This is a genomic window from Sphingomonas panaciterrae (genome assembly GCF_036890205.1).
Classification (GTDB): Bacteria; Pseudomonadota; Alphaproteobacteria; order Sphingomonadales; family Sphingomonadaceae; genus Sphingomonas; species Sphingomonas panaciterrae.
In genome coordinates this window covers 510,576-528,103 of the sequence record NZ_JAKNQR010000001.1, presented here as the reverse complement: position 1 = coordinate 528,103, position 17,528 = coordinate 510,576, and the positions used below count along the sequence as shown (strand labels likewise).

General features: G+C 62.9%; 15 protein-coding genes and 1 pseudogene. 9 read left to right on the top strand and 7 right to left on the bottom strand.

The window, feature by feature from the left end; genetic code table 11:
* Positions 1 to 819: 819 nt before the first annotated feature.
* A complete protein-coding gene (locus tag L8F96_RS02570; protein WP_334654924.1) occupies positions 820 to 2,145 on the bottom strand; it encodes a serine hydrolase domain-containing protein in 1,326 nt (441 codons plus the stop codon).
* 174 nt (positions 2,146 to 2,319) lie between these two features.
* Positions 2,320 to 2,583 carry a hypothetical protein gene (locus L8F96_RS02565; RefSeq protein ID WP_136451793.1) on the bottom strand — a complete coding sequence of 88 codons (264 nt, stop codon included), beginning with the start codon at positions 2,581 to 2,583 and terminating at the stop codon, positions 2,320 to 2,322.
* A 745-nt stretch (positions 2,584 to 3,328) separates the two neighbouring features.
* Here L8F96_RS02565 and clcA point away from each other — a divergent pair.
* The 9 genes and pseudogenes from clcA to L8F96_RS02520 all read left to right on the top strand — a co-directional run.
* Positions 3,329 to 4,669: a H(+)/Cl(-) exchange transporter ClcA gene (gene clcA / locus L8F96_RS02560; protein ID WP_334654922.1), complete on the top strand. Its 1,341-nt coding sequence runs from the start codon at positions 3,329 to 3,331 to the stop codon at positions 4,667 to 4,669.
* A gap of 833 nt (positions 4,670 to 5,502) precedes the next feature.
* Entirely contained in the window at positions 5,503 to 7,545 is a 2,043-nt protein-coding gene (locus tag L8F96_RS02555; RefSeq protein WP_334654920.1) for a TonB-dependent receptor, read from the top strand.
* Between the two features lie 292 nt (positions 7,546 to 7,837).
* Positions 7,838 to 8,692: an SH3-like domain-containing protein gene (locus L8F96_RS02550; RefSeq protein WP_334654919.1), complete on the top strand. Its 855-nt coding sequence runs from the start codon at positions 7,838 to 7,840 to the stop codon at positions 8,690 to 8,692.
* Positions 8,693 to 8,725: 33 nt separating this feature from the next.
* Positions 8,726 to 9,487 carry a thiocyanate hydrolase subunit gamma gene (gene scnC, locus L8F96_RS02545; protein ID WP_082102909.1) on the top strand — a complete coding sequence of 254 codons (762 nt, stop codon included), beginning with the start codon at positions 8,726 to 8,728 and terminating at the stop codon, positions 9,485 to 9,487.
* Positions 9,484 to 9,864, top strand: coding sequence for a hypothetical protein (locus L8F96_RS02540; protein WP_082102911.1), 381 nt, complete (start codon positions 9,484 to 9,486; stop codon positions 9,862 to 9,864). Before scnC ends, L8F96_RS02540 begins: the two co-directional genes overlap by 4 nt.
* A 22-nt stretch (positions 9,865 to 9,886) precedes the next feature.
* Entirely contained in the window at positions 9,887 to 10,540 is a 654-nt protein-coding gene (locus L8F96_RS02535) for a HupE/UreJ family protein (RefSeq protein ID WP_046408930.1), read from the top strand.
* 173 nt (positions 10,541 to 10,713) lie between these two features.
* Positions 10,714 to 11,025: a hypothetical protein gene (locus L8F96_RS02530; RefSeq protein WP_136451799.1), complete on the top strand. Its 312-nt coding sequence runs from the start codon at positions 10,714 to 10,716 to the stop codon at positions 11,023 to 11,025.
* A 278-nt stretch (positions 11,026 to 11,303) separates the two neighbouring features.
* Entirely contained in the window at positions 11,304 to 12,113 is an 810-nt protein-coding gene (locus tag L8F96_RS02525; RefSeq protein WP_334654915.1) for a sulfite exporter TauE/SafE family protein, read from the top strand.
* A gap of 244 nt (positions 12,114 to 12,357) precedes the next feature.
* Positions 12,358 to 12,870: pseudogene (locus L8F96_RS02520) on the top strand (ammonium transporter); the annotation flags it as partial.
* A 212-nt stretch (positions 12,871 to 13,082) separates the two neighbouring features.
* Here the strand turns inward: L8F96_RS02520 and ssb are convergent.
* The 5 genes from ssb to L8F96_RS02495 form a co-directional block, all read right to left on the bottom strand.
* Positions 13,083 to 13,628: a single-stranded DNA-binding protein gene (ssb, locus tag L8F96_RS02515; protein WP_334654914.1), complete on the bottom strand. Its 546-nt coding sequence runs from the start codon at positions 13,626 to 13,628 to the stop codon at positions 13,083 to 13,085.
* 8 nt (positions 13,629 to 13,636) lie between these two features.
* Positions 13,637 to 15,502: a ferrous iron transporter B gene (gene feoB / locus L8F96_RS02510; RefSeq protein ID WP_334654913.1), complete on the bottom strand. Its 1,866-nt coding sequence runs from the start codon at positions 15,500 to 15,502 to the stop codon at positions 13,637 to 13,639.
* A gap of 1 nt (position 15,503) precedes the next feature.
* Positions 15,504 to 15,758, bottom strand: coding sequence for a FeoA family protein (locus tag L8F96_RS02505; RefSeq protein ID WP_046408818.1), 255 nt, complete (start codon positions 15,756 to 15,758; stop codon positions 15,504 to 15,506).
* A 100-nt stretch (positions 15,759 to 15,858) separates the two neighbouring features.
* Positions 15,859 to 16,518 (bottom strand): COQ9 family protein, encoded by a 660-nt coding sequence (locus L8F96_RS02500; protein WP_046408819.1) that lies wholly within the window; start codon positions 16,516 to 16,518, stop codon positions 15,859 to 15,861.
* A gap of 59 nt (positions 16,519 to 16,577) precedes the next feature.
* A complete protein-coding gene (locus L8F96_RS02495) occupies positions 16,578 to 17,504 on the bottom strand; it encodes a DMT family transporter (RefSeq protein WP_046408820.1) in 927 nt (308 codons plus the stop codon).
* Positions 17,505 to 17,528: the final 24 nt, after the last annotated feature.

Here is a 17,528-nt window from a genome sequence, read left to right as displayed (position 1 = left end):
GTGCCGCTCATGACAACTCTTTCGCACGAGGGTGTTGAGACGATCAGCAATATCACTTTAAGCTTTTTGGGCTGGCCTCGCGATGGGGAGCGCTTGCAGATCGTAGACGATGACGGCCGGGTAACTTCGATGAGCTGTGACGCTGAGGAAATCGCGTCTCGACCACAGGTAGAGCGATTTGTACTCCCCGATGGCATCTCCCTGCGCCAGCGGCCTCATGACAAGTAGTTTAGTCTTTTCGCAATCGCATTTGGTCATGACGACTGATTTCGCGCACTGCTATGGATCTATAGCGGCTTGAGGCTCGGTTGGCGGGGTCTATCCTGCCAACCAGACTTGCCGCTACTCAGATGGAAGACGCGTTCTAGATGGGTAAGCAGGGAATGGTAGCTGCCCCCTAACCCACCGGACCTAGAACAGCACCTTCGGCGCCACCGTGGAGCGGTAAGATCGCTCGTAGACCCTGCATAGCGGATTGTGCTAACTAACCTTCGGCTATCGTCGCCATGAGAGCTGACGCGCTCAAAGGCTTAAGGCTGAAAAGAGCCACATCCAGGGCTGTACGAGTTTGCTTCAAACTCGCAATTGGGCGTTAGCTGCCGTTCGACGCAACGCAGGATACATGGCAGCTAGGCGCCCAATTTCAGTCGTTCGGCCGGCCGACGCTTAATCCCGAAAGCCGCAGTTCATCTATTACAAATCGAGCCGGCGTGCTGTGTTCTTGCTGAAAGAACTTAGAGAAAGCAGGCGGAATCGCCCTCGCGGCATGCGGGAAAACATCTGCGCATCCTAGCCCATACCCATACGGCGCCCCACGTGTCACCTATGAGGCAGCGATCTCAGATAGGCGGCGACCGCGCGATACGCCGGCAGTGACGTCGGGTCGTTCAGATTGTTGGCGGCGTTCGGCATCGACGCGAACCTGACGAGCACCATGTCGGCGTCAAAGTCGACATAGATCGTCTGGCCATAGACGCCGCGTGCAGCGATGATCCTGCCGTTGCCCGGATAGATCCACCACAGGCCGGTGTAGCTACCACCGATGAGCGCTGGATATTCCGTTCCGAACTTCTTCGGATCGCCCCCGGCCCGGAGCGCCTGCACCGCTGCGGCGGGGAACAGCCGCTCGCCGTTGATCACCCCCTCGTTCAGCACGAGGAGCCCGATCCGGCCGACGTCGCGCAATCCCGCACTAAGCCCGCCGCCGGCAAACGGCGTGCCATAGGCGTCCACCGTCATATAGGCGTCCTGCTCCGCGCCCATCCGCCGCCACAGCCGGTCCGACGCAAGGTTCGCTACCGATTTGCCGCTGACGCGCGAAATGATCCAGCCGAGCATGTCGGCATTCGGGGTCTTGTAGTGAAAGGCCTCGCCGTTCTTCCCTTCCGGCTTGATCTGCTCCAGAAACTCGAAATAGCCGTTCGGCCCCTTGTATCCGGCGGGCTTTGGCAGGGGGCTCGTAGCGGCCGCATATTTCCACACGCCCGCATTGGGATCGGCGTAATCCTCCGAGTAATCCAGCCCGGTCGTCATGTTCATCACTTCGCGCACCGTTGCGGTGCCGAAGGCGCTCTTTGCCACTTCCGGGACATAGCGGGTCACCAGTGCGTTCGGATCGAGCTTGCCCTCCGCGACCAGGATTTCCGCCAACAGCCCCGTCATGGACTTGGTCATCGACATGGCGGCATGCTTGCCGTCGGGCTCCAGGCAGCCGGAATACCACTCATAGACAACCCGCCCCTTGTGGAAGATCAACATGCCATCGGTGTAGTTGACGCCAAGCGACTGCTCCCATGTCATGGGCTTGTTCGAATTGAGCGGGGTGAACGTCAGCGCGTTGATCGTCTTTGCCGTTCGTGCAAGCTCCGCAGGCGGCAGATACGTCAGCGGAATGGCGTTTTTCAGGCTACGGTTGATCTCCACCGTCGGCAGCAACTGGCGAATGTGGCAGACCGACCAGCGCAGCTTGGGAAAGCTGAAGTAATCGGATTGCGGTTGCATGATCAGCTTGTCCTTGGGCGGGGGAAATCCCTGCATCCATCCCATCACGCGCGGGTCGGATGCCGCCGCCGACAAAGGCGCCTTCTGCGAGCCACCACCGAGCGAGGTCGTCTGTTCCTGAGCGGCCACAGCGGTGCCGAGCATCAATGCGAGAGTGAAGGCGGCGAGCGGACGCGACGCCCCAAAAATTGACCACGACTTTGAAGAATTCTCCTCTCCAAGTCGGTGCCTTCCCCGCGACGCCGCCTTTATTCCGGCACCTGGGAAGAAAGCGCTTATCCGTGCAGTCAGGAATACCTGCTGGTTGAAGATGCGATGCTATTCGAGGAACAGATCGTCGAAGAGATGGTGTTTCGTCACCACGGCGATCAAGTTCAACCCGCTGGGGATTGAGATCGGGCGGGTTGCCTGACCAGACTCGATCAGACCGGCCAGCTTGTCCGCAGGACATGCGCATAGCGGAGGGTGAGGGGGTCCTTGGTTCAGGGCGGGAGGTTTGGACATGTCGAGCACGGTCGTTTTCCACCCAGCACTCTCGGCGTGGTGCCCGCATCGACAACGGTCACCTTCGGCGTCGTTCATCACACTACTCGTGCCTCGAACCTGCAAGAATAGGTAGATCAACTGACCGCGCCCATGCGCTGGGGTTCCGGCGTCTGGGGCCGAGGTGCCGAAAGCCCCTCAAGCTGCCATTCCAGGAGCAGATGACAGCGAATATAGCTGGGGCTCGCGAATTATCCCGCTCCCGCCAAGCCCTGCATCTGGCGCGGCGGCTCATCGTCCGCCCGACTGTTTTCGGGCGGGTTAGGGGCTGACGGCCTACAGCGCGCCGGAGCACTCGCGACCGCATCAGCAAAGCGATCTAGGACGAGGACTGGAGAGCAGACAAGAAGCGCTTATCGCTTATTCCAGCCGCGTCAGCTCGCGTTGCACGGCGCGAGATCGGTATGGTTCGGCTATTGGCGACGCAGGAAGTTCAGTCGGAACGACCCTTCGGACGGCGTCCGCTTCCCTCCACAATCATTGTGAAAGCCGCCACTCATCCATTGCGCTCAAGGCGCGCTGTGAGCAGCTGAGCCTAGTAGGGGGCGAGAACGGCTTAGGTTCGGCGCGGATCGCTCCGTTAACGCGATCCCTTACTGCCTCCGTCTTCTTCTCTGCCTTCGCGCGCGCCGCCACGTTCATCTTCTGGCTGTGATCAGCGACGTTTGAAACGGGCAGCGCGCGGGCATTCACTTCACCGTGCATCGGCCCGTCCGATGAACCAGTGGAGTTAAGCAACGTTGGTGCCTGCTGCCGCAACGATGTGAACTCATGGGGTGGGCACATGAACGACCCTATTCCGGCAAAATCGGCAGCCGAAGCTCGTGGAGCTTTGTTCCACTATCTTGTCCTCGCGACGATAGTGGGGGTGGTGACCGGCACCATCGGATCGTTGTTCCACCTCTCGCTCAATTCGCTTCAGCAATGGCCAATGCTGCTTCGGTCGCAACTGGGTGGCTTCCTGTTGGTGGCGACAGCTGCGCTCCTCACGATGATCGCGACGGTCACAGCAGTGGCGTTGGTCCGCCATCTCGCGCCGGAAGCCGGTGGCAGCGGCGTTCAGGAAGTGGAAGGGGCGATGGCTGGGCTCCGGCAAGTGCATGGGGCAAGGGTGCTGCCGGTCAAGTTCTTCGGCGGAATCGCCGCGATCGGTGGGGGCCTAGTGCTGGGGCGCGAAGGGCCAACGATCCATATCGGCGCATCGATCGCGTCCATGCTTGCGGGGCGATTCAGACTGGACGCGACCGGGCAAAGTGGCCTGCTTGCATCTGGAGCGGCGGCTGGCCTTGCCTGTGCCTTCAATGCACCCGTTGCCGGGGTTCTGTTCGTGATCGAGGAGACGAGGCGCCAGTTTCCCTATCGATTTGACACCTACATGGCGGTTATCCTGGCGGCGTTGTTGGCGACAGTCATGACCCAGCTGATCGGCGGCACAGGTGCAGATCTCTCCATGCCGGCGGCCGAGATGCCGCTCAGCACCCTTCCGCTATTCGTCCTGCTCGGATGCTTGCTGGGCGGGATCGGCGTTCTGCTCAACGCCGGCATTCTCCGTGCCCTTGCCCTGGCGGGCGCGTTGGCGAGGACAGCACCATATCTCTACCCCGCTGCGGTCGGACTGACGGTCGGTGTGCTGCTGGCGCTGATGCCGGACGCAGTGACCGGTGGAGAGGCATTAATCCCTGGGTGGGTCCGCGCGAACCCCGGCACATTCGCGCTGCTGGTGTTGTCCGCAATCCGCTTCTGCACCACAATTGCTAGCTATTCGGTCGGCGCGCCCGGTGGTATCTTCGCGCCAATCCTATCTCTGGCGGCCTGCATCGGACTGGCTTTTGCCGGGGCGGTTCACATGATCGTTCCATCAGGCACTCCAGTTTCCAGCGCATTTGCCATCGCTGCAATGGGCGGGCTGTTCACCGCTTCAGTCCGCTCGCCGATGGTCGGGGTGGTGCTGACACTAGAGTTGACCGGCGCCTACGCAGTCACGCTGCCGCTCGTTGCCACCTGCTTGTCCGCCAGCCTAGTGGCGCGGGGGCTGGGAGGCAGGCCAATCTACGAACAGCTACTCGACCGCACCCTCACACAGGCCGGCGCAAACCAGCCGCACCGAGGCGTAAAGGAGGCATGACGCGCTCCTGCGCGCGCTCTTGGCCCTAAAGGGCTCCCTGAAAGACGAAGGTGAAGCGATACGGTTTTCAGCTTGGCCTGTGGCTTCTAGCGGGTCGGTGCGGCAGTCGCTTCCATCAGCGTACTCGCTGATCAAAGCAGCTGATGAACGTGGCGGCGAGCGCGATGGCAGAGAAGAAGGCGGTGGGGCAGCGGTCTTGGCGGGTGGCGGCGGGTAAATCTAAAAGCGTCGGGCCGCGCGAGCTTCATGAACGTGTCCCGCATAGCCGCTAAAGTTCCGCATCGGCGCGGGACCTGAGAGACGCCGTAATGGCCCCGGGGTAGCAGCTTTCCCTTGCTAAGCAGTAGGCCGCGTCGATCGCGCCTCTTGATCAATGGCGAAATGGTTGCGGAATGCTCATCGTCATGCCGCTTCTGTGGCGATGGCATTTCAAGTGGAAGGAAAACGGCACTCACATCAAGACGTGAGTTGGCCTTTCTAGGTCAACCGCAGCTTTGAAGGGGAACAACACTCTCACCAACCTTCGAAGAGAACAAAAGGGGTGCATCGGAGCGCGTGTTTCAGGGATATTATCTCTAGTCATACGTAAAGTCACGAATCGACGAGCATTATATGCTCGTTGAGAAGTATTCGAAGATTAAGCTTAACGCACGGCGCGCTGCGTTGATGAACATACTGCCTAGCGCCGAATTTCTACCCCTAGCGCGCGGAGTCATCCTTGGTTGTACTACATCGATCGTCGCTGGGAACCTCTCTCCTCTCCTGTCGAATCATCGAAGCACGAGATCGGCGGGGCACAATCGCCGAACTCTTTCCCACAGCAAGGAATGTCGATGAAGGCCATTTTAAGGGGGTGCCTGGCGGCGTTGGCTTGCGCTTTCACCGTGCCGGCCGAGGCTCAGCTGAGCGGACAGCCAGCAGCCAAGCCGACGCCGGAGTCGACCGAGCCGGCGGGTGCCGATATCGTGGTCTTTGGTCGCGGGGAGGCGAAGATCGGCGTTGCCCATGCCGCCAGCGAGGGGACTGTGGCTGGTGCGGACCTGCTGGTGAGGCCGCTGCTGCGCGTCTCGGAACTGCTTGAAGCAGTGCCCGGCATGGTGGCCGCGCAGCATTCCGGCAGCGGCAAGGCCAACCAGTACTTTCTGCGCGGCTTCAACCTGGATCACGGGTCGGACTTCACCACCTACATCGATGGCGTGCAGATGAACCTGAGGACCCATGGTCACGGTCAGGGCTATCTCGACCTCAACGGCCTGATCCCGGAGATCATTGCGCGGGAGGATTTCCGCAAAGGGCCGTACCGCGCCGATGGCGGCGACTTCGCGCTGGCCGGCGCGGCCTATATGACGACGATCGAGAGCTTCAATGCCCCGTGGGTGTCGCTGGAAGGCGGTTCCTATGGCTATGCTCGGCTGGCGGCGGGCGGGACGACCGACGGGCTCGGCGCGGGCAAGCTGACGCTCGCCGGCCAAGCGAAAATCTATGACGGGCCGTGGCAGGAGCCAGAGCATCTTCGCCACGCGTCCGGCTTTGCCAAATATGTCGCGCCACTTGGCGAGGGAACGATCGAGGCGTCGCTCAATGCCTATCACGCGACATGGCGTCCAACTGAGCAGATCCCCGAGCGAGTCATCGGATCGCCGATCTGCCCCGATGTATTCTGTTCGCCCGATCCGTCCGCACGCGGGCGCACCACACGGCTGGTCGGCAATATCGCGTTCCGCCAGACGGACTGGCGCGCGAACATCTATGGCCAGTTCTACGACTGGGCGATGACGTCCAACCCGACCTACACCGACCCGGACGGGACAAGTGCGCAGATCCGCCAGTTCGACCGGCGATGGATCATCGGTGGTCGCGGCGAGAAGCACTGGACGGTGTCCCAGGCGCTGACGCTGACGCTCGGCACAGAGGCGCGATATGATCATATCGGTAATGTCGGTGTTTCGCGCACGAGTGAGCGCCGGTTTCTGTTCTCGCTCGGCCGGTACCACGTCGAGGAAGCGTCGGCCGCGCTATATGGCGAGGCGACGTGGGAGCCGCTGGCGGGCCTTCGTCTGATCGGCGGCCTGCGCGGCGATTATTACCATTATTCCGTCCGTGCGCGCGACGCGGTCGCAGCGCAGGCCGGCACGGGGAATGGGCATGATTCCATCCTCTCCCCCAAGGCCTCGGTCGCCTATTCGCTGACGCCGAACCTGGAATTGTACGGCAACTGGGGGCGGGGTTTTCACTCCAACGACGTTCGCGGCGCGGTGAATACCGAAACGCCCGTGCCGGTGCTGGTGCGCGGCGAGGGCAAGGAAGTGGGCGCGCGCTGGCAATTGTCCTCGCTGACGCTGACCGCCACGTATTGGTGGCTGGACGTGGACAGCGAGCTGCGATTCGTCGGCGATTCCAACGCCGTCGAGCCGACCGGCGCGAGTAAGCGTCGCGGCTATGAACTGGTTGCGTTCTGGCGGCCGCTGCGCTGGCTGGCGATTGACGGCAACTACACGGCCAGCCGCTCACGGTATGACAATGGCGACCGGATCCCCAATGCGTTCGAGGATGCGGCGTCTGCCGGCATCGCTCTTGTGCTTGACCCATGGGAGGCCAGCCTGCGTCTACGCCATCTGGGACCCTATCCGCTGATCGAGGACAATAGCGTCAGAGATGGCGGAAGCACCGTGTTCAACTTTCGCGCGGCGCGGAAGATCGGACGGTTCCAGGTCTATGGCGAGCTGCTCAACATCCTGAACAGCCGGGACAAGGACATAGTCTATTTCTACGAGTCCTACATCCCCTCGGTTGATGTGGACGGCCCGATCGAAGGGCGGCTGAGCCGGGTAGTCGAGCCGCGCACGTTGCGCCTGGGCGTTCGCGCCGAATTCTGACGAATGATGCTCCGTGCGGACGCCTGCGCGGCGGTTCAGGGTGAGCGCGTGCACCGATCAGGGATCGATGATCTCGCTAAAATGGCCGCTGCTTTTGGTAAGCTTTAGGGGAAGATGCGTATTTATCGGTCAGTTTGCGCCCCCTACAACCAAAGGGCCGACAGAGGCTTTGGTACGAATTTGGTTGCTTCACGAAAGATGGGGCTGGCGGCGCCACAACAGCGCGCGTCGAAGCCACATATCACGACTGATCCAAAGCTGCCCGTTCGGCCGGAACAACGGAGATAGCGCGATGCCGTCACCCAAGGAAACCCGCCAGATCTACGAGACCGGCTCCCGATTGATGCCGGCGATCCATCAGGAAAGGGATTGGCCATACGAAGTCCCGCATATCCAGTATGAATCCTATATCTGGCCGACGCATGATGTTGGCGGTCAGGCAGCCGCTCCTCAGATCTTTGAAGAAAAAGAGGACGAGGATTGGGAGAACAACGTCTACATCACCTGCGAAGTACTGGGCTTTCGCGGCATGTGGAATGCCGAAGAGCGGCGTCGCATTTATGCCAATGATATTGGCATGACGCTCTATTACGGCTTTCCGTACAATGCGCGCTGGATCTGGGGCGCAGCAAAGATGCTGGTCGACAAGAAATACATCGGGCTGCTCGAACTGCAGGAAAAGATTGCCGAGATCCGCGAGCGGCTGGGCGTCAACGCCACCCGCGACGGACACGCCAAGTCGAACATCGGCGCGTCTGCTCATGTCGACATCGCCACCCATAATGGCGATCCCAGCCAGGCCAGCAGCGGGCAACGCCCCGATTACGGGCCCAAGCCCCCCTGGGAGCCGACGGGTGAGACGCTGCCGGGCCGTTTCAAGGTGGGCGACAAGGTGCGGGTGAAGGATCTTCCGGCGATCTTCTACACCCGCACGCAATTATATGCCCGCAACATGACGGGTACGATTGCTGCGCTGACCTATCCCGACCTGGTTCCTGCCGATGAGGCCTGGGAGCGCTACGATCAGCCGCAGCAGCAATATTATATTGTCCGCTTCCCGCAGACCGAACTCTGGGCGGAATATCCGTTCCCGAACGACACGCTGCAGAGTGAATATCCGGACATGTGGCTCGAACCCGTCAAGTAACTGACGCAATCGCCCCAGCCATAGGAGCTAAGCATGGCGACGACAGATAATCATGGCCACGACCATTCGCACGATCACGACGACGACCATCCGGGCGCAGCGCCGATGGTCGACGAGATTTCCGACTTCGAAGTGCTCGAGTTGGCGGTTCGTGAACTGGCGATCGAGAAGGGCCTGTTCACCGCCGAAGATCATCGCGTGTTCTCGGAATGGAACGACGCGCGGTCGCCGGCCGCGGGATCACGCATGGTCGCCAAGGCCTGGCTGGACCCCGAGTACAAGGCGCGGGTTTTTTCCGACCCGCTGAATGCCAGCAAGGAGGTGGGCGTCGACTGGGCCGAGCCGAGCGGCTTTGGCACCACCAGCGACTACATGCACCTGACCGTGCTCGAAAACACGCCGACGCTGCACCACGTGATCGTCTGCACCTTGTGCTCCTGCTATCCGCGGCCGCTGCTGGGCCATTCGCCCTATTGGTATCGCGCGCCCAACTACCGTCGCCGGATCGTGCGCTGGCCGCGTCAGGTGCTGGCGGAATTCGGCCTGGTCATCCCGGCCGAGGTCGAGGTGCGGGTCGAGGATTCCAATGCCAAGAGCCGCTTCATGGTCCTTCCCGTGCGGCCCGAGGGCACCGAGGGCTGGTCGGAGGATCAGCTCGCGGAGATCGTCACGCGCGATTGCATGATCGGCATCGCCCAGCCGAAGCCCGGCCGGACGACCGACGGTCCGCGGCCGATCCACAAGGCCAGCCGGCCCGTGCATAGCGGCGGCCGGCCCAAGGAGGCGACACGATGAGCGCCGCCGAGGCCGCCGGTCACGGCTACCCCCGGGGGCAATATGTCGACCTCAATCGCGTCGAGCTGCTCGAGGCACTGCAGGACGAGGACCAGACGTGGGAGCGGCTGGCGGCGCGCTGGTCAGTGACCAATCCGGAGCCGCCATGGAAGGTGTGCCTCGATGCGACCTGCGACGCCCTGTCGGCGGTCGGCGCGCTGGACTCGCTCGAGCGCCGGCACGCCGAGGACGAACTGGAGGAGGTGTACAGCGAGATCCCGAACCCGGAGCGCCAGCTCCTGACGCTCGCGCACATCATGCTCAGCCGCGGGCTGGTGACCGAGGAGGAACTCGCTCGCCAGATCCGCACCGTCCGCGACCGGCTCGAAGCCGTCTAAGTTCCAAGGAGGTAGACATATCATGGCCAATCTTCGCTCTTCCGCCATACGTGCCGCCTGTGCGGTGCCTCTTTTCCTGGCGGGCACGTCGCCGGCATTCGCCCACCACCCGACGGGCGGCCAGACGCCGACGACGTTCGGCGACGGGCTGCTTTCCGGCATCGGGCACCCGATCATCGGGGTCGACCATTTCGCCTTTGTCGTGGCGGTCGGCATTGCCGCGGCGCTGGCGGGGCGGCTGTTGCCGCTGACCATCTCGTTCGTCGTCGGTGCCCTGGCGGGCTGCCTGGTACATATCGCGGGCGTCAACCTGCCGGTTGCCGAACTGGTCATCGCCGCGACCGTGCTGCTGCTCGGCGCGATCATCGCCACCAACCGGCAGCTTCCCGTGATCATGCTCGGTACGCTGTTCACAGGCGCTGGGCTGTTCCATGGCTGGGCCTATGGAGGGTCGATCCTGGGCGCGCAGGAAATGCCGCTGGTGGCCTATCTCAGCGGCTTCACCCTGATCCAGCTGGCGATCGCGGTGTTCGCCGGTCTCGTCACCCGCTGGGTGATGACCAGCCATCCGTCGCGCCAGATGAGCGTGCGGCTGGCGGGCGGTGTCGTTGCCGGCATGGGGCTGGCGATGTTCGCCGGGCAGATCGAGGGCGTGCTGTTCCCCGGCGTCCTCTGATCGCCGGCGGCGCGCGCCAACTGCGCGCTGGTTAAGTCGCCGCGTCATCGTTCCGGCACGGAGCACACGCTTCATCGCCGGAACGGTCGCCGCGCGCTGGCCCGGTGCCGGACACTGGCGGCGTCGCGATACTCTACCTTCCCGACAAACGCGAGTAACGCAGGAGAAGCATCATGGCAAAGTTCGAGAACCGGTTGGCCTGTGTGATCAAGTCTGATGGCACCATCGCCCGCGGGTACATGATCGACAAATGCGAAAAGAAGGGCGACAACGAATATCTGATAAGCTGGAAGATCCCGCTGCAGGGCGAGGCCAAGACTAACTTCGCGGGCACGATCGGCAGCGCGACGGAAGAGGAAGTCCAGCCGGGCTTCATAACCGTTGGACTGACGCAAGATCCAAGTCAGATGCAGGTGCATACATTTGACGTGAGCGGCAAGCCTGCGGCCCGGTCATTTCACATCGCATGCTTCAGAGACGAGTAGATCGATGACGAATGCGGCCTCTGCCGTTGCTTCGACTATAATTCGGTTCGGAGCTGGAGCGCCTTGCTGAGGTTGGCGGTATACGCCTGGGCGTAAAATAGCCGAGCGCAGAGAGCGGGCGAGGCTGGTTGCGGTTGTCGACCGATCTGGCGCTCAACGATTGCGGGTGATGGCTGCGCGCCGGTTTACCCCCTCTCTGCGAAGGCACCCGTTCCGGCATGGGCCGGCAGGCATCACCCGCACCAGCCCTCGAAAGCAAGAGCAGAGGAGACCACCGGATGGATGACGTTCTCCTACGCATCGTGATATTCATACTGGTTGGTTTGATATCGGGCTTCTTCGCGGGCTTGTTCGGTATCGGCGGGGGCACCATCCGCATGCCGATCTTCATCTACCTGTTCCCCTGGCTCGGCGTGGCCCATCCGGTGATGATGCATGTAGCAACCGCGACCTCAATGGCACTCGTCATACCGAGCGCCATCAGTTCGAGCCGCAAGCACTACAAGCTCGGCGATTTAGATGTCGGATTTTTTAAGACCTGGGCCGTCGGCCTTCTCGTCGGCGTTGTGATCGGATCGATCCTGCTGCCATTCGGGTCGACCGAGATTTTGCAGGCCCTGTTTTCGATCTATATCGTCCTAGTAGGTCTCTACATCGCGTTCAATCACGGGCGCTTTTTTTTCGGCCAGCGGCCGCCAGAGGGCGCAAAGATGGTCGGCCTCTCTTCGATCGTCGGCTTCGTCGCTGCGATGACCGGCACCAGCGGCGGCACGCTAACGACACCGATCCTCTCGGCCTTCAATATGCGTCTGGAACGCGCGCTCGCGATTTCTGCCGCGACCGGTCTGATCACCGGCACGGCGGCCTCAATCGGAGCTATCATCAGCGGTTGGAATGCCAAGGAGCTTCCGTCTTACTCACTCGGCTATGTCGACGTTATCATATTCCTGGTGATGGTTCCGACAGTCATGGTTGCCGCGCCGATCGGCGTGAGTGTCAGCCACAAGATGAACGAGCGAACCTTGCAGCTTACCTACGCGGTGCTGCTAATTGTCATCGGCATTGATCTTTTGCGGCGCCTAATCTGATTAGGATGGCGGATTAGATACAGAAGATACACATCTGCTCGGGATAGGTAAAAATCTTAGACTGCAAAGAGCAAGAAAGACCCGCAGTTCATAAAATCCGTTACTCTACCATCGTCGGGCCTCAGGGTCGAATATGTAAAAGATCGAGAGGAAGCGCTGATGAGAGGAATTGAACCGGGCGATACCGCCCTTCTGCTAGTCTGTGCGGCGCTTGTCCTCATGATGACGCCCGCACTTTCGCTGTTCTACGGGGGGACTGGTCCGGGAACGGAACGTCCTGTCGGTGATGATCCAGAACTTCGTCTGCATCGGCGTGGTCGGCATCATCTGGGTGTTCGGCGGGTTCAGCCTTGCCTTTGGTCCGTCGATTGGCGGCTTCATCGCCGATATCCGGACCTATTTCGGGATGCATGGCGTGGGTGTCGGGGCCGACCCTGCCTATGCCTCGAACGTGCCGTTCATCCTGGTGTTCGGTTACCAGATGATGTTCGCCATCATCACGCCGGCGCTGATGACGGGTGCCTTCGTCGGCCGGATGCGGTTCGCGCCGTTCATGTGGTTCGTCGCGCTGTGGACGATCTTCGTCTATCTGCCGGTGGCGCACTGGATCTGGGGCGGCGGGTTCCTGTCGCAGCTGGGCGTCGTGGATTTTGCCGGCGGGATCGTGATCCATGCCTCGGCTGGCGCGATCAGGCCTAGGGTCCACAAAATCAGCGTTGCGGAAGCAGACGCCAAAAATAGGTTATCTTCAGCTTAGCGTTCTGGTGCGACGGCGACCTCTTCGAGAGGAGCAGGATCCCGTCTATCAACGATTCTGACCAATACGGAAAACGGGGGGACAGTTACAGAACTGTCACCCCGAAAAATGCTTGGCCCGGCTACCAAATTAGTGACAGGCCATAATCGAAGAACTGCGCGATTTTGCTTGTGCGCTGACGCGACAATTACAGACACGCGCTATCCTCCAAGTCAGAAAGGAACGTCGTCGTCCAGGTCGTCGGCGAAGCCGCCGCGGGACTGGCCGAAGCCGCCGCCGCTGCTGGCGCCGCCGCGGCCACCACCGCCGCTGCCGCCGCGACCGCCGCCGAAGCCGCCACCACCGAAATCATCGCCGCCGCCGAAGTCATCACGCGAGCCACCGCCGCCGCCGCCGGCATTGCCGCCGGGACCGTCGAGCATGGTCAGCACGCTGTTGAAGCCCTGCAGCACGATTTCGGTCGAGTAGCGGTCCTGGCCCTGCTGGTCCTGCCACTTGCGGGTCTGCAACTGGCCCTCGATGTACACCTTCGACCCCTTGCGCAGGAAGCGTTCGGCGACGTTGGCGAGACCTTCGTTGAAGATCGCCACCGAATGCCATTCGGTCTTTTCCTTGCGCTCACCGGTGTTGCGATCCTTCCAGCTTTCGCTGGTCGCGATGCGCAGGTTCACCACCTTGCCGCCGTTCTGGAACGAGCGCGATTCGGGATCGCGACCGAGGTTGCCGACGAGAATGACCTTGTTGACGCTGCCTGCCATGAAGTTCCTCAGAGACCCGCGGCGACCGCGAGCCAGTATGTGATTCCGGCCATGATGTAAGCGGCGGCGAACAGATAGCCAACCATGAACAGCGGCCACTTCCACCCATTTGTCTCTCGACGGGTGATCGCGATGGTGGACACGCATTGCGGCGCGAAGACGAACCACATCAGGAAGGCGAGCGCGGTCGGCAGCGACCAGCGGCGCTGGAGGTTCTCGACGATCGTGCGTGCGCCCTCCGCATCCTCCGGATCATCGACGGCATAGACGGTGCCGATCGCGGCCACCGCCACTTCGCGCGCGGCCATCGCGGGGATGAGCGCCAGCGCGATTTCGTGATTGAAGCCGATCGGCTTGACCACCACCTCGATTCCCGAGGCGATGCGGCCGGCGACCGAGTAATCGACCTGGCTCTGCCCGTCGGGCGCCTTGGGGAAGCTGAGCAGCAGCCACAGGATAACGGTGGTGGCGGCGATGATCGTGCCGGCGCGCTTCAGGAAGAGCATCGCGCGGCTCCACAGGCCGATCGCGATGTCGCTGAGGCGCGGCACCTGATATTTCGGCATCTCCATCATGAAGCCGGAGGACTCGCCGCTCGTTACCGTGCGGCGAAGCACCAGCGCGGCGACGAAGGCGCCGAGGATGCCCGCGATATAGAGGCCGAGGAGCACCAGCCCCTGCAGGCCGACGCCAGGCAGCACCTGAGAGTTGGGGATGAAGGCGCCGATGATGATCGTGTACACCGGCAGGCGCGCCGAACAGGTCATCAGGGGCGCGATGAGGATGGTGGTCAGTCGGTCCTTTTCATCGCTGATCGTTCGGGTCGCCATGATGCCGGGGACGGCACACGCGAAGCTGGAGAGCAGGGGGATGAACGCGCGCCCCGACAGGCCGACGCCGGCCATCAGCCGATCCATCAGGAAGGCTGCGCGGACCATGTAGCCCGATGCCTCCAGCACGAGGATGAAGGCGAACAGGATCAGGATCTGCGGCAGGAAGACGACGACCGCGCCGACGCCGGCGATGAGGCCGTCGGTGAGCAGCGACTGGAACAACCCTTCCGGCACGCCGGCGCGGACAACCCCGTCGAGCCAGGCCATGCCATCCTCGATCCAGCCGATCGGCGCTTCCGACCAGCTGAACACCGCTTGGAACATGACGAACATGAGCGCGAGCAGCAGGATCGGGCCGAACACCGGGTGGAGCGCGATCGAATCGAGCGCATGGTTCCAGCGGCGGGTGGGCGTCTCGCTGACCGTCGCAAGGCGGGAGAGTTCGCGTGCGCGGCGCTGGAAGGTGGCGATCGGTTGATCGGCGTTGAGATCGCGCGGCGCCGCGGGGCGGTCGGCGGAAGCGCCGCCGTCCACCCTCTGGGTGAGCGCGGCGCGCAGCGTGTCGAGACCACGCTTGCGCACTGCCACCGTCGGGATGACGGGTACGCCCAACTCCGTCGCCAGCGTCTCTGCCGAAAGGGTGAGGCCATCACGCTCGGCCAGGTCGACCATGTTGAGCGCGATCACCACCGGCAGGCCGAGCGCGATCAGCTGCAACGCAAAGCGCAGGTGAAGATCGAGATTGGCGGCATCGACGACGACGATCAGTGCGTCGGGGCGCCGCTCACCTGCCTGCTTGCCGAACAATACGTCGCGGGTGACCTGTTCGTCAGGCGAGGAAGGATCGAGGCTGTAAGTGCCGGGAAGGTCGACGAGCTCGATCGGGCGGCCGTCGTCGAGTGCCAAGCGGCCGGAGTGCCGCTCCACGGTGACGCCGGGGTAGTTGCCGACTTTCTGCCGGGCGCCGGTCAGCGCGTTGAACAGGGCGGATTTGCCGGCATTGGGATTGCCGACGAGCGCGATCAGCGGAAGATTGCTCATGTCAGTCGGCCGTCACCGTGATGGCGGCGGCGACGTTGCGCCGCAGGGCCACGGTCATGCGGCCGATGCGGCAGGCGACGGGGCCGCGGAACAATGTCGCGCGGTGCATCACCTCGACATGGACGCCCTCCTCAAAGCCGAATTCGCGCAGGCGGCGCGCCTCGGGCGTGGCAAGCCGGTCCCAGGCAATGGCGGTTACCGTTGCCGGACGGCGAACAGGGAGCGATTCGAGCGGGAGGGGAGAGGAAGCAAGCACGGCGCCGCTGTATCGGAGATGCGAACGATTATCAATTCCGATAGCGGCTGCGGTCGAACCCGGATGCGCCCGCGAACAGGCGCAGGGCCGGGCTGGCGAGTCAGACCACCGGGTAGCGCAGGCGGCCGACGAAGCGGCTGAGGCTGGGCCGGTGGCGGGCGCGGCGGACGATGCCGGCCTTCGCCTTTTCGAAGCGCATGATGCCGTCGATCCGGCGGCCGAGGAAGGCGCGTGTCTCGGCATAATCCTCGCTGTCGTCATCGAGGAAGACGGTGATGGTGGCGCCGTAGACCGCCAGCAGCATCCCGCGCTTGGTATAATGATTATAGTCGGTCGCCTTGTCGCCGGCGGCGCGCCACATGGCGTCGACGCTGCGCCAGCCGAGGCGGGTGGCGGTGGCGAGGTTCTGCGGCATGGCGAGGATCGCGAGCGCGCGGCGCAGCGCCTCCCGATGGGGAGCGGTGGCGGCAAGGCGCGCCTCGACCAGCGCGGTGATGCGCTGGCGGATCTTCATCGCGGCGAGCGTTTCCGGCGGCAAAGCGGCGAGCATGTCCAGATCGATCGTTTCGAACCATGCGTCGATCATCGCCACCGGGCCGCCCTCAAAGGCGAGCGCGGCGACATCGCGATCGATGTTCTCGCCATCCGCGGCATAATCACGCGCGGTGTCCGACCAGCCGTCAAAGGCCGCATTTTCCGCGATGGCAGGCGCGAGACGCAGGCGGATCTCGTCGAGGGTGAGGTCTGCGGGATCAGTCATGCAATGCTTATACGCCGCAATTGGCCGCGGGGTACCATTCTCTTGTGCGACGCATGCGCTCAGGCGCCGGACACGGGAGGCAAGGGCAGGGGTCGGGGCGGCGCGATGCGCACCAGCACCAGCGCGATCGCCACGAGTGCGGCACCGACGAAATCGGCGACGCCCAGCGTCTCGCCATAATAAAGCCAGCCGACCAGGGCCGCGACGATCGGCTGGGTGAGCAGTGCGAGGCCGATGACCAGCGGGCTGAGCCGGCCGAGCGCATAGATCATCAAGCCCTGACCAAGCACCTGGCTGAGCAACGCGAGCGAGATCAGCGGGGTCCAGTTCGCCGGCATGATCTTTTCGCCCAGCACCAACGCCGACACGAGTAGCGGCAGGATCGCTGCCGCCGAGGAGAAGCCCAGCGCGGGGAGGGGGGCCATGGTCTGCCGCGCGCGCGACATGAGGATGAAATAGCCGGCGTAGAGAAGGCCGGCGAGCAGGCAGAGGAGGTCACCAATGAAGTTCTGCGGCGCAAGCTGATAGGAGCGGCCCATCAGCAAGGCGGCGCCGATCGCGGCGAGGGCCAGCGCCAGCCCCTGCGTCCGCGTGGGCCAGGCACGGGCGACGAGGAAGCCGTAGAGCGGAAACACAAAGGTCGCCGCGTTGCCGAACAGGGTCGCGTTCGCAAGCTTCGTATGATGGATTCCGAGGTGCCAGGCCGCGAGATCGCCGGCGAACAACACGCCCGAGCCGATCAATATCCAGCCGAGCCCACGGACGCTGGAGAGCAGCCGGCCGCCAGTGGCCGCCGCCAGCACGAGGAGCACCGGAGTCGCCAGGCTGATTCGCCAGAAGGCCGCGGCCACCGGGCCGACATCAGTCAGCCGGACGAACCACGGACCGAAGGCGAGCGCCACGTTGCCCACCATCAGTGCGGCAAATGCGACCGCGTTGCCGCTTTCGCGCGATACAGCTTTTCTTGTGGTCGGACCCTCGTGCATGCTGCCCCCTAACCCCCTAGATCG